A 12341-nucleotide genomic window follows, 5' to 3' on the forward strand; every position below is an offset into this window, starting at 1 on the left:
AGGAGCGCAGCTGGTCCACCATGGTGTTGATGGTGTTCTTCAGCTCCAGGATCTCGCCCTTGACGTCCACCGTGATCTTCTTGGACAGGTCGCCCGCCGCCACGGCGGTGGTCACGTCGGCGATGTTGCGCACCTGGGCCGTCAGGTTGCCGGCCATGGAGTTCACCGAGTCGGTCAGGTCCTTCCAGGTACCGGCCACGCCCTGCACGTCGGCCTGGCCACCCAGCTTGCCCTCGGTACCCACTTCGCGCGCCACCCGCGTCACTTCAGAAGCGAAGGAGGAGAGCTGGTCCACCATGGTGTTGATGGTGTTCTTCAGCTCCAGGATCTCGCCCTTGACGTCCACCGTGATCTTCTTGGACAGGTCGCCTGCCGCCACCGCCTTGGTCACGTCGGCGATGTTGCGCACCTGGGCCGTGAGGTTGCCGGCCATGAAGTTCACCGAGTCGGTCAGGTCCTTCCAGGTGCCGGCCACGCCCTGCACGTCGGCCTGGCCGCCCAGCTTGCCTTCGGTGCCCACCTCGCGCGCCACCCGCGTCACCTCGGCGGCGAAGTTGCCGAGCTGCTCGACCATCTTGTTGATGGTCATGGCGGTGCGCAGGAATTCGCCCTCCAGCCGCCGGCCGTCCGGCTCCAGCGCCATGGACTTCGTCAGGTCGCCCTGCGCCACGGCGCCGATCACGCGCGCCACTTCGGACGTCGGGTGCACCAGGTCGGCGATCAGCGAATTGATCGACTCGGCCGAGTCGCGCCAGAAACCGGTGGCGTTGGGCAGCTGGGCGCGCTCCTTGAGCTTGCCTTCCTTGCCGACCACGCGCGACAGGCGGGCCAGTTCCTGCGCCATGCGCACGTTCTCGTTCACCACGTCGTTGAAGGCGTCGGCGACCTTGCCGAAGACGCCGCTCCAGTCCGGCGGCAGCTGCGCGCGCGTGCTGCCCTTCTTCAGCTCCGTCAGTGCCTTCAGCAGGGCCCGCGTGTTGTCGCCCGTGACCTGCAACTCGTCCACCAGCAGGTTGATCGTGCCCAGCTGGTCCTGCCAGAAGCCGGTGAGCCGGTCGTCCTCGATGCGGCGGCTGGCCTTTCCACCCAGCCGGGAGATGGTCTCGACGGACTTGAGGCGGTGGGACGTCCTGGCCGTCTGCAGGGAGAGCTCATTGAACTCGGCGGCGATGCGGCCGTTGATGCCTTCCCAGTCACCGGGCAAGGTGACGCCGCTCTCGCCGCGACGGAATGCGCCGAGTGCCTTGAGCAGCAACTCGAGTTCGCCGTCGCGCTGCCCGGCCTTCGGTAGCTTGGCCACTACTTCCATTGATCGTCCCCATGCAGGCGCCCGCCGCCACACCCGGCGGGCAAGGGGCGCAGCGTAGTGACTCGGGACGGATGAGGCAACCTCGGCCGTGTACGGATGGCCTGCAAACCCAGTGCCGGCGCGGGTTGTAGGAGCGCACCTACAGGAAGACGATGCTGCGTACTACACGTACGGCAGAGCAGGTTGGGACGAGTGACCCAGCGGCTTTTGCGCGGCCCGCCTGCGGACGCCAGATGAAAAAAGGCCGCCTCGCGGCGGCCTTTCACGAACGAGCGCGTGCGGCTCAGTTCAGGGCGACCTTCTGGCCACCCTTGTAGGTGTACAGGGTGGTGGCCGGGTTCTTCAGTTCGCCGTTGGGCTCGAACTGGATGACGGCGGTCACGCCCTTGTAGTTGGCCTTCTTCAGCTCGGGGATGTACTTCTTCGGATCCCAGGAGTTGGCGCGCTTCATGGCGTCGACCAGCAGGTACGTCGCGTCGTAGGTGTACGGGCTGTAGACCTGGAACTGGCCGGGGTACTTGGCGTCGTACTTCTTCTTCCACGCCGTTCCGCCGGGCATCTTCTCGAGCGAAGCACCGCCGGTGGCGCAGACCACGTTCTCGAGCGTCTTGGCGCCGGCCGCCAGCTTGATGATCTCGGACGTGCAGATGCCGTCGCCGCCGAAGTACTTGACCTTGTCCAGGCCGAGCTGTTCCATCTGGCGCAGCATCGGGCCGGCCTGCGGGTCCATGCCGCCGTAGAAGATGGCGTCGGGGGCCTTGGCCTTGATGGCGGTCAGGATCGCCATGAAGTCGGTGGCCTTGTCGGTGGTGAACTGCTCGTCCACGACCTGCATGCCCTTCTTCTGCGCCGTCTTCTTGAACACCTCGGCGACGCCCTGGCCGTAGGCCGTGCGGTCGTCGATGATGGCGACCTTCTTCAGCTTGAGCGTGTCGGCCGCGTACAGGGCCAGCGCAGCGCCCAGGGCGTTGTCGTTGGCGATGATGCGGAAGGTGGTGTTGTAGTTCGGCTTGGTCAGGTTGGGGTTGGTGGCCGCGCCGGTGACGTGCGGGATGCCGCAGTCGTTGTACACCTTGGAGGCAGGGATGGTCGTGCCCGAGTTCAGGTGGCCGACCACGCCGGCGACCTTGGAGTCGCACAGCTTCTGGGCGGCGGCGGTGCCCTGCTTCGGGTCGGCGGCGTCGTCCTCGGCCTGGATCTCGAAGCGAACCTTCTTGCCGCCGATGGTGATGTTCTGGGCGTTGATTTCCTCCAGCGCCATGCGCACGCCGTTCTCGTTGTCCTTGCCGTAGTGGGCCTGGGCACCGGAGACCGGGGCGACGTGACCGATCTTGATCACTTCTTGCGCGGCCGCCAGGCCGCAGGCGGCGGCCATCGCGGCGACCACCGTCAACTTCAACTTCATCTGCATGGATTACCTCCGGAAGTGGATTGGGTTGAGATCGTTTATCAGCTCAACGGCCGGGAACATATCCGAATTTTTTTGGGCAAGCCATAAGGGGAAACGCACGGGATTTGCCTCAGCGGCGGGCGCCGGGCAAGGGTCGTGTCAATCGCCGGAGGGACGCGGCTCGCTGCCGGCACGCACCTCGTTGACCAGTTCGTCGGCGAGCGCCTCGGCGACCACGGCACCCACCACCGCCTCCACCTCCTCGCGCAGCGCGGGCGCCAGTGCCCGGCTGTGCTCCAGCACCACGCTGGCGATGGCCTCGCGCAGGCGCTTGTCCAGCGTCAAGTCGATGCGCTGCATGATGCGGTTGACCAGCTGCTCCTGCGACGGCCGGGCCGGCTGCCGGGCCGGCGCGGGCGCCGACACGACCTCGGTCAGGGTCGGCACGTAGCGCGGCGGCGTGCGGCTGGCCATCAGCGCACCTGCCCCACGTCGTACTGGTCGACCGCGTAGCCGCGATCCTTGTAGTGGCGCCACCGCCGGCGGCCGAGTTGCCGATCGCCGGGGTCGCCGGAGACGACTTCGACCAGGCGCTCGAAGCGCTCGAAGCCCTCCGGCACCGAACCGCCCAGGTTGACCAGCACCTGCTGGTGGGGCGCCGACCGCACCGAGGGCACCAGCACGATGGGCGAGCGCGCCTGCACGCGCTGGCCCTGCGCCGACCCATGGCAGTGGGGCAGGAAATCGAGCGCGCTGAAGGACCACAGGGCGATGTCCAGCTCGCGCAGCAGGTCCTCGTCGCCCGTGACCACGGCGTGGGCGCCGGTGCCATAGACCTTGCGCAGCAGCCGGCAGGCGTAGCCCAGCTTGTCGGGCGCGTTGAAGTGGAACGCGACCTCGGTCATGGCCGCCTCAGGCAGCGGCCTTGCGGCGGCGCGTGCCGCTGCCGGCCTTGGCCCCGGCGGACGACTGCTGGCCCAGCAGGTACTGCACCAGCAGGCCGACCGGACGGCCGGTCGATCCCTTGGCGGCGCCGCCCTTCCAGGCGGTGCCGGCGATGTCCAGGTGGGCCCACGGGTACCGCGCCGTGAAGCGCTGCAGGAACTTGGCGGCGGTGACCGCACCGGCCGGACGCCCGGCCACGTTGGCCATGTCGGCGAAGTTGGTCTTCAGGCCCTCGCCGTATTCCTCGTCCAGCGGCATGCGCCAGCACGGATCGCAGGCCGCTTCGCCGGCTTCGTGCAGCGCACGGGCCAGCTCGTCGTCGCTGGCGAACAGCCCGCTTCGCACGGCACCGAGGGCGATGACGCAGGCCCCGGTGAGCGTGGCGATGTCGATCACGGCGCGCGGCTTGAACCGCTCGGCATAGGTCAGGGCATCGCACAGGATCAGGCGCCCTTCCGCATCGGTGTTCAGGACCTCGATGGTCTGCCCGCTCAGGCTGGTGAGCACGTCGCCCGGCTTGAGGGCGCGGCCGTCCGGCAGGTTCTCGCAGCTGGGGATCAAGCCGACGACGTTGAGGGCCGGCCGGATGTCGCCCAGCGCACGGAAGGTGCCCAGCACGCTGGCGGCGCCGCCCATGTCGAACTTCATCTCGTCCATCTCGGGCGCCGGCTTGATCGAGATGCCGCCGCTGTCGAAGGTGATGCCTTTGCCGACCAGCACCACCGGCGGCTCGGAGGCGGCCGCGCCCTGGTACTTCAGCACGATGAAGCGCAGCGGCTCCTCGGAGCCGCGCGCCACGCCCAGGAGCGCGCCCATGCCGAGCCGGGCGACTTCCTTGGGGCCCATCACCTCGCACTGGAAGCCGTGCGCCTTGGCGAGCTTCTTCGCTTCCTCGCCGAGGCGGGTGGGCGTGGCCAGGTTGGGCGGCAGGTTGCCCAGCTCGCGCGCGAACTCGATGCCGTTGGCCGCGCCGCGCGCCGCCTCGAAGGCTGCCTTGTGGTCCGCGGCCGGGCCGGGCACCGCGATGGTCACGCGCTGCAGTTCGCGGGCCTCGGGCTTGGACTTGGTCGCCACGAAGACGTAGCTGGCCTCGGCCGCGGCCGCGACGGCGGCGCGCACGGCGCCTTCCGGTGCATCAGTTGGCAGGCAGACCACCAGCCGCTTGACGCCCTTGGTGCGCAGGGCCGACACGGCGGCCTGGACGGCGGCGTGGATGCGCTTGCCGCTGCCGTCGCCCGCCCCCGCCAGCACCAGGCGGGTGGCGGACACGCCGGCGGGGCGCCAGGCCTGCAGCAGCTTGCCGGGCTTGGTGTCGAAGTCGCCGGACTTGCGCGCATCCTGGACCAGGCGCGACACCGGATCGGCGCCGCCCCCGAAAGCATCGGTGACCAGTGCCACCAGGGCGTCGCACTTCTGTGCGACCGCATCCGCGAGCGTCAGCGCCTTGAGTTCGAAGTCCATAATCCCCTGTTTTACCCGCGAGCTGCGTAGTCGCGCCGATGTTATTCCATTCCTCCCTGCGCAAAGAGCTGGCCCGCAGCTTCGGCGCGACCCTGGTGGTGCTGGTGACCATCGTCATGACGATGACGCTGATCCGCACCCTCAGCCAGGCCAACCGCGGCAGCGTGAACCCGCAGGAAGTGATGATGGTCATGGGCTACACGGTGCTGGGGTACATGCCCCCGATCCTGACCCTGTGCCTGTTCATCGCCATCGTCGGCACGCTCTCGCGCATGTACAGCGACAGCGAGATGGTGATCTGGTTCTCCGCGGGGCGCGGGCTGTCGGCGCTGCTGCGGCCGCTGCTGCTGTTCGCGTGGCCGATCCTGGCCGTGATCGCCGGCCTGTCCCTGCTGGTCTGGCCCTGGGCCAACCAGCAGACGCAGGAGCTGAAGGAGCGGTACGGCAACCGCGGTGACCTCGAGCGGGTGATGCCCGGCCAGTTCCAGGAGTCGGCCAGCGGCACCCGGGTGTTCTTCCTGGACAAGGACACGCCGGACAACAAGTCGGGCAAGAACATCTTCATCTCCACCGTCGAGAAGGGCAAGCAGACAGTCACCACCGCCCGGACCGGCCAGGTGGTGACGGAAGGCGAGACGCAGTTCCTGCTGCTGTCCGATGGCCAGCGGCTGGAGCGCCAGCTGGATGCCAGCAAGCTCAAGATCAGCGAGTTCCAGGTGCTGGGCAACAAGGTGGGCGGCGCACAGCTCGGCCCGCAGGACAGTGCCCCCTCCAAGACGATCTCGACCTGGGCCCTGCTGGCCAACCCGACCGCCCCGCACCTGGGCGAGCTGGCCTGGCGCATCGGCTTGACGCTGGCCGCGTTCAACTTCGTGGTGATCGCGATCACGGTCTCCAGCGTGAACCCGCGCGCCGGCCGCAGCGGCAACCTGGTGTTCGCGCTGTTCGCCTTCATCGTCTACTACAACCTCCTGAACCTGGGCCAGAGCTGGATAGGCACCGGGCGTGCCGGTTTCCTGCCGTTCATGGTGCTGCTGCATGGCGGGACGTTCGCGGCCGCCTTGCTGTGGCTGGGCAAGCAGCACAACAACTGGAGCCTTGCCACCCTGAGGACGCGCCTGCGGCGACCGGCCGGGGAGGCGGCGGCATGAAGACCATCCGCCGCCTCATCTACCGCGAGGTGCTGTCGGCCGTGGTGTTCGTGGCCGCGGGCTTCCTGGCGCTGTTCTTCTTCTTCGATTTCGTCGACGAGCTGCCCAACGTGGGCAAGGCCGGGGGCTTCGCCACCTACCGGCTGACGCAGGCCCTGCTGTACATCACCCTGCTGATGCCCAACCACCTGTACGAACTGCTGCCGATCGCCGTGCTGATCGGCACCATCTTCGTGATGGCGCGGCTGGCCCAGAGCTCGGAGTACACCATCCTGCGCACCAGCGGCCTCGGGCCGGGCCGTGCGCTGCGCACGCTGATGGTGCTGGGCCTGGCCTTCGCCGCCCTGACCTTCGCGGTGGGCGACTACCTCTCGCCGGCCGCCGACAAGGCCGCGCAGCTGCTGCGGGCGCGCTACCAGGGCCGCATCAGCATCGGCCAGACCGGCGCCTGGCTGAAGGAACGGCAGGCGCAGACCACCTACAACGTCAACGTCGCGGCACTGGCGCCGGACGGATCCATGCAGGGCGTGCGCCTGTTCGAGGCGGACGACCGCGGGCGCATGGTCAGCACCACCACCGCGCCGCGGGCCGTGTTCGGCGTGGACGGCTGGGTGCTGGAGGACGCCGAGGTCACGAGTTTCCTCACCAGCGGCCCCGCGCCCCAGGTCGAACACCGCACCGTGGCCGAGTTGCAGTGGCCGACCCGGATCACGCCCGAGATGGTGTCGGTGGCGCTGCTAAAGCCGGACCGCATGAGCACGGTCGCACTGTTCGAGTACATCCAGCACCTGGAAGAGAACGGCCAGACCTCGCAGCGCTACGAGATCGAGTTCTGGCGCAAGGTGTTCTATCCCCTCAGCTGCCTGGTGATGGTGGTGATGGCGCTGCCCTTCGCCTACCTGCACTTCCGCGCCGGTGGCATCACCAGCTACGTGTTCGTAGGCGTCCTGATCGGCATCAGCTTCTTCCTGCTGAACAACGTGTTCGGCTACATCGGCAACCTGCGAAGCTGGTGGCCCTGGCTCACCGCGGCGGCGCCCGGCCTGCTCTACAGCCTGCTGTCGCTGGGCGCGTTCACCTGGTTGGTGCTGCGGCGATGACCCGCGCCATCGTCCTGCTCGGTCACGGTTCGCGCGACCCGGCCTGGCGCGAGCCGATGGATGCCGTCGCCGCCCGCGTGCGCGAGCGCGCACCCGGCCTGCCGGTCGCCTGCGCCTTCCTGGAGTGGCAGGCGCCGGACCTGGATGCGGCCATCGACGCCCTGGCGGCGCAAGGGGCCACCTCGGTGGTGGTGCTGCCCATGTTCGTGGGCGTGGGCAAGCACGTGCGGGATGACCTGCCCCGGCGCCTGGCGGCCGCGCGCGAGCGGCATCCGGCGCTGGCCATCAGGGCCCTGGCATCGGTGGGCGAGCAGGCCACCGCGCTCGATTGCATGGCCTCGATCGCGCTGGAAGCTTAGTGTCCCGCGGGCATAATATGGTCTCGCTTAAGACCTGATCTGGTATGAACCTCCACCAGTTCCGCTTCGTCCAGGAAGCGGTGCGCCGCAACCTCAACCTCACGGAAGCGGCCAAGGCGCTGCATACCTCGCAGCCGGGGGTCTCCAAAGCCATCATCGAGCTCGAGGAAGAGCTGGGCGTGGAGATCTTCGCGCGACACGGCAAGCGGCTCAAGCGCGTCACCGAGCCCGGGCTGCACGTGCTCAAGAGCATCGAGCTGATCATGCGGGAGGTCGGCAACCTCAAGCGCATCGGCGAGCAGTTCAGCGCGCAGGACAGCGGCACCCTGTCGATCGCCACCACCCACACCCAGGCCCGCTACGTGCTGCCGGCGCCGGTCGCGCGGCTGCGCGAGGCGTATCCCAAGGTGAACGTCAGCCTGCACCAGGGCTCGCCCGACCAGGTGGCCCGGATGGTGATCGACGAGGTGGTCGAGATCGGCGTGGCCACCGAGTCGCTGACGGAGTACCAGGAGCTGGTCACCCTGCCCTGCTACGAATGGCAGCACGTGCTGGTCGTGCCCAAGGACCACCCGCTGGCGCACAAGGAACGCATCACGCTGGAGGATCTGGCCGCCGAGCCGCTCATCACCTACCACCCGTCCTTCACCGGGCGCACCCGCATCGACGCCGCCTTCGCGCAACGCAAGCTGCAGCCGCGGGTGGCGCTGGAGGCGATCGACTCGGACGTGATCAAGACCTACGTCCAGCTCGGGCTGGGCATCGGCATCGTGGCCGAGATGGCAGTGACCGGGAACGGGCAGGACGGCCTGGTCGCGCGCCCGCTGGGGGCGCTGTTCGGCCAGAACGTCGCCCGCATCGCCTTCAAGCGCGGCGCCTACCTGCGCGACTTCGTCCTGCGGTTCGCCGAGCTGGTCTCGCCGGACCGCCTGAACCGCAACCTGATCGCCAAGGCCATGAGCGGCCACGCGAACGACTATGACCTCTGACGCCAACGCCGCGCGCACGCCGGCCATCCAGACCAAGCTGCCCGCCGTGGGCACCACCATCTTCACCGTGATGTCCGCGCTGGCCACCGAGACCGGCGCCGTGAACCTCGGACAAGGCTTCCCCGACTTCGACTGCGATCCGCGGCTGGTGCAGGCCGTGACTCAGGCCATGGAGAAGGGCCTGAACCAGTACCCGCCCATGGCGGGGATCCCGGCCCTGCGCGAGGCCATCTCGGGCAAGGTCGAGGCCCTCTACGGCCGCTGCTACGACCCGGGCACCGAGGTGACGGTCACGGCCGGTGCCACCCAGGCCATCATCACCGCCATCCTGGCCGTGGTGCGGCCCGGCGACGAGGTGATCGTGCTGGAACCCTGCTACGACAGCTACGTGCCCAACATCGAGCTGGCGGGCGGCACCGTGGTGCGCGTGCCGCTGGTACCCGGCACCTTCCGGCCGGACTTCGACGCGATCGCCGCAGCGCTGACGCCGCGCACCCGGGCCATCCTGGTCAACTCGCCGCACAACCCCAGTGCCACGGTATGGACCCGCGAGGAGATGCTGCGGCTGCAGGAGCTGCTGGCCCCCACCGACGTGCTGCTGATCAGCGACGAGGTCTACGAGCACATGGTGTTCGACGGCCAGGCGCACCAGAGCGCGGCGCGCTTTCCGGGCCTGGCTGCCCGGGCCTTCATCGTCTCCAGCTTCGGCAAGACCTACCACGTGACCGGCTGGAAGGTCGGCTACGTGCTGGCACCGGTTGCCCTGTCGGCCGAGTTCCGCAAGGTCCACCAGTTCAACGTCTTCACCGTCAACACGCCGGTGCAGCACGGACTGGCCGCATACATGGCGGACCCGAAGCCCTGCCTGGAGTTGCCGGCCTTCTACCAGCGCAAGCGCGACCTGTTCCGGGAAGGCCTGGCCCGCACGCGGCTGCGCATGCTCCCCAGCGAGGGCAGCTACTTCCAGTGCGTGGACATCTCCGGGGTGAGCGACCTGCGCGAGGACGAGTTCTGCCAGTGGCTGACGCGCGAGATCGGCGTGGCGGCCATCCCCTTGTCGGCCTTCTACGGCAACGGCTTCGACCAGCGCGTGGTGCGGTTCTGCTACGCGAAGAAGGACGACACCCTGAGGGATGCCCTGGGCCGCCTGGCCCGGCTCTAAGGGGTGTGTCAGCCGGCGGCTGCCGGCTTGCCCTCGATCAGCTTCACCAGCGCCCAGAGCACGCGATTGGCCGGCGTCGGGATGCCCAGCGCCTCGCCCCGGCGCACCACCAGCCCGTTGAGGAAATCGATCTCGCTGCGCTTGCCGCGCGCGAGGTCCTGGGCGGTGGACGAGAACTGGGTCGGCATGGTCTCGGCGATGCGGTGCACCGCGGCGTCGATGTCGCCCGGCACCTGCACGCCCTCGGCACGCGCGACCGCGAGGCACTCCGCCACCACGTCCCGCATGACTTCGGGAATGCCCTCGCTCCGCACGTTCTCGCCGTAGGGCCGCTGCGCGATCGCGGACACCGCGTTGTAGGCGCAGTTGAGGATCAGCTTGGCCCAGAGCGCACCGCGCACGTTGTCGGAGATCTCCGTGGGCACGCCCGCCTGCGCCAGCGCCTGCGCGACCCCGCTGCTGCGCGCCAAAGGCTCGATCACCAGTTCGCCACGTCCGTGGTGCTTCAGGTGGCCGGGTCCGGCCATCTCGGTCGCGACATAGACGACCGCCGCGGCAACGGCATGCCCGGGCAGCACGGTGCGCAGCCGGTCGGCGTTGTCGACGCCGTTCTGCAGGCAGAGCACCAGGGCACCACGATCGAGATGGGGGGCCATCTGGGCGCCGGCCGCTTCGGTGTCCATGGACTTCACGCAGAAGAGCACCAGGTCGGCGCCTGCCACCGCCGAGGCATCGCCGGTGGCGGCCAGCTGCACCCGTTCGTCGAAACTGCGCGTCTCCATCCGCAGCCCGGCACGACGGATCGCCTCCACGTGCTGCGGACGCGCCACCAGCGTCACCTCGTGTCCGGCGCGCGCCAGCATGCCGCCGTAGTAGCAGCCGACCGCGCCCGCCCCCATCACTGCCACGCGCAATGCATTTGCCATGGGCCGGATTGTAGGCAGCGCGGTCAGACCTCTTCGGCATCCGGGTGCTCGTACCCAGGCTTGTCCCGAGGCCCGGCGCAGGACAGGTGCCGATAATCCGGCGCGATGTCCCACGTGGATCTTTCGCAGGACCCCGACGCGCTGCAGCGCATCTTCGCGGGGTTGCGGCTCGCCGAGCCCGGCGAACCGGTGGTCGCCGAGCCGCTGCCGGGCGGCGTCTCCAGCGGCATCTACCGCGTGGCGCTGCGATCGGGCGACTGGTGCGTCAAGCAGGCGTTGCCGCGACTGAAGGTGGCCAAGGAATGGCGGGTCCCGGTCGAGCGCGTGTTCCACGAGATCGAGTGGCTGCGCACCGCCCATGCGCTGGTTCCCGGCCATGTGCCGAAAGTGGTCGGCGAGGACCGCGCCACCGGCAGCTTCGTGATGCCCATGCTGGGAAGCGACCACAGGAACTGGAAGACCTTGCTGCTCGCGGGCGAGATCGCGCCCGGCGTCGCCCGGCAGGCCGGCGACGTGCTGGGCCGCATCCACGCGGCCACCGCCGACCGGCCCCACGTGGCCGAACGCTTCGACACTGGCGCCCTGTTCCACGCGTTGCGTTTGGAACCCTATCTCGAGGAAGCGGCGCGCGTCCATCCGCACGTGGCCGACCGATTGCTGGAGCTGGTCGCACGCACGGCACGGACCCGCCGGGTGCTGGTCCACGGCGACGTCAGCCCGAAGAACATCCTGGTCGGTCCGCAAGGACCGGTGCTGCTGGATGCCGAGTGCGCATGGTTCGGCGACCCGGCCTTCGACCTGGCGTTCTGCCTCAACCACTTCCTGCTGAAGGCCGCGCACCGGCCGGAGGACGCAGCCCGGCTGATGCTGTGCTTCCAGGGCTTCGCGCTGGCCTATGCAGCGCACGTCGACTGGGAATTGGCGGCATCGGTGGACGCGCGCGCCGCCGCACTGCTGCCGGCCCTGGCACTGGCGCGCATCGACGGGAAGTCGCCCGTGGAGTACCTGGGCGCCACCACGCGGGAACGGGTACGGGATGGCGCGCTCGCCCTGCTCGCAGCCCCGCCTGCCATGCTCGACGGCTTGGCGCAGCAATGGACACAGGAGTTCAAGCCATGAGGATCCGTGAAGTCGTGGGCCGCCGCATCTGGGATTCGCGCGGGCGCCCCACGGTGGAAGTCGATGTCGTGGCCGAGGACGGCAGCGTTGGCCGGGGCGTGGCGCCGGCCGGCGCGTCACGCGGATCGCGGGAAGCGGTCGAGCGTCGCGATGGCGGCGCCCGCTTGGGCGGGCTGGACGTGCAGGAGGCACTGCGCGGCATCGAGCGGGAGATCGCACCCGCGCTTCGCGGACGGGATGTCACCGACCAGGCCGGCATCGACGATCTCCTGCTCCGGCTGGACGGCACCCCGGACAAGTCGCGCCTGGGCGGCAACGCCCTGGTCGCCACCTCGCTGGCCGTCCTGCACGCGGCGGCGGCCCACGCGCGCATGCCCTTGTGGCGCTACCTCGCGCAGGGGCGGCCCGTGCGCCTGCCGCTGCCGCAGAT

At 69.2% G+C, this 12341-nt stretch carries 12 protein-coding genes and 1 pseudogene; 7 read left to right on the forward strand and 6 right to left on the reverse strand.

Annotated features, from left to right (window positions below):
* From VEC03_RS14010 to VEC03_RS14030, 5 genes are all read right to left on the reverse strand, one after another.
* A partial coding sequence (locus VEC03_RS14010) for a HAMP domain-containing protein (RefSeq protein WP_324916150.1) occupies positions 1–1309 on the reverse strand: 1309 nt, incomplete at its 3' end.
* Positions 1310–1592: 283 nt separating this feature from the next.
* A complete protein-coding gene (locus tag VEC03_RS14015; RefSeq protein WP_324916153.1) occupies positions 1593–2720 on the reverse strand; it encodes a branched-chain amino acid ABC transporter substrate-binding protein in 1128 nt (375 codons plus the stop codon).
* 138 nt (positions 2721–2858) lie between these two features.
* Positions 2859–3173 carry a hypothetical protein gene (locus VEC03_RS14020; RefSeq protein ID WP_324916156.1) on the reverse strand — a complete coding sequence of 105 codons (315 nt, stop codon included), beginning with the start codon at positions 3171–3173 and terminating at the stop codon, positions 2859–2861.
* Positions 3173–3604: a DNA polymerase III subunit chi gene (locus tag VEC03_RS14025; protein WP_324916159.1), complete on the reverse strand. Its 432-nt coding sequence runs from the start codon at positions 3602–3604 to the stop codon at positions 3173–3175. Before VEC03_RS14025 ends, VEC03_RS14020 begins: the two co-directional genes overlap by 1 nt.
* Before the next feature lie 7 nt (positions 3605–3611).
* Positions 3612–5105, reverse strand: a complete 1494-nt coding sequence (locus tag VEC03_RS14030; RefSeq protein ID WP_324916161.1) for a leucyl aminopeptidase — start codon at positions 5103–5105, stop codon at positions 3612–3614.
* Between the two features lie 38 nt (positions 5106–5143).
* Here VEC03_RS14030 and lptF point away from each other — a divergent pair, with 38 nt between their 5' ends.
* The 5 genes from lptF to VEC03_RS14055 are packed head-to-tail and all read left to right on the forward strand — an operon-like array spanning position 5144 to position 9866.
* Positions 5144–6256, forward strand: a complete 1113-nt coding sequence (gene lptF, locus VEC03_RS14035; protein ID WP_324916164.1) for an LPS export ABC transporter permease LptF — start codon at positions 5144–5146, stop codon at positions 6254–6256.
* The gene (lptG, locus tag VEC03_RS14040) at positions 6253–7356 is read left to right on the forward strand and encodes an LPS export ABC transporter permease LptG (RefSeq protein ID WP_324916167.1); all 1104 of its coding nucleotides are present in this window, start codon (positions 6253–6255) and stop codon (positions 7354–7356) included. The genes lptF and lptG overlap by 4 nt, the downstream gene beginning before the upstream one ends.
* Positions 7353–7715: a CbiX/SirB N-terminal domain-containing protein gene (locus VEC03_RS14045; RefSeq protein ID WP_324916169.1), complete on the forward strand. Its 363-nt coding sequence runs from the start codon at positions 7353–7355 to the stop codon at positions 7713–7715. The genes lptG and VEC03_RS14045 overlap by 4 nt, the downstream gene beginning before the upstream one ends.
* A 44-nt stretch (positions 7716–7759) precedes the next feature.
* Complete coding sequence (locus VEC03_RS14050) at positions 7760–8704, forward strand: CysB family HTH-type transcriptional regulator (protein WP_324916172.1); 945 nt, start codon at positions 7760–7762, stop codon at positions 8702–8704.
* Positions 8694–9866, forward strand: coding sequence for a pyridoxal phosphate-dependent aminotransferase (locus VEC03_RS14055; RefSeq protein ID WP_324916176.1), 1173 nt, complete (start codon positions 8694–8696; stop codon positions 9864–9866). The genes VEC03_RS14050 and VEC03_RS14055 overlap by 11 nt, the downstream gene beginning before the upstream one ends.
* Before the next feature lie 8 nt (positions 9867–9874).
* Here the strand turns inward: VEC03_RS14055 and VEC03_RS14060 are convergent, their stop codons facing one another.
* Positions 9875–10780 carry a 2-dehydropantoate 2-reductase gene (locus tag VEC03_RS14060; protein ID WP_324916181.1) on the reverse strand — a complete coding sequence of 302 codons (906 nt, stop codon included), beginning with the start codon at positions 10778–10780 and terminating at the stop codon, positions 9875–9877.
* A 117-nt stretch (positions 10781–10897) separates the two neighbouring features.
* Here VEC03_RS14060 and VEC03_RS14065 point away from each other — a divergent pair, with 117 nt between their 5' ends.
* Together VEC03_RS14065 and VEC03_RS14070 are read left to right on the forward strand one after the other, a co-directional pair.
* Complete coding sequence (locus VEC03_RS14065; protein ID WP_324916179.1) at positions 10898–11911, forward strand: phosphotransferase family protein; 1014 nt, start codon at positions 10898–10900, stop codon at positions 11909–11911.
* Positions 11908–12341, forward strand: a pseudogene (locus tag VEC03_RS14070) (phosphopyruvate hydratase); the annotation flags it as partial. The gene VEC03_RS14065 and the pseudogene VEC03_RS14070, both read left to right, overlap by 4 nt.

The organism is Ramlibacter sp. (assembly GCF_035627355.1).
Classification (GTDB): domain Bacteria; phylum Pseudomonadota; class Gammaproteobacteria; order Burkholderiales; family Burkholderiaceae_C; genus Ramlibacter.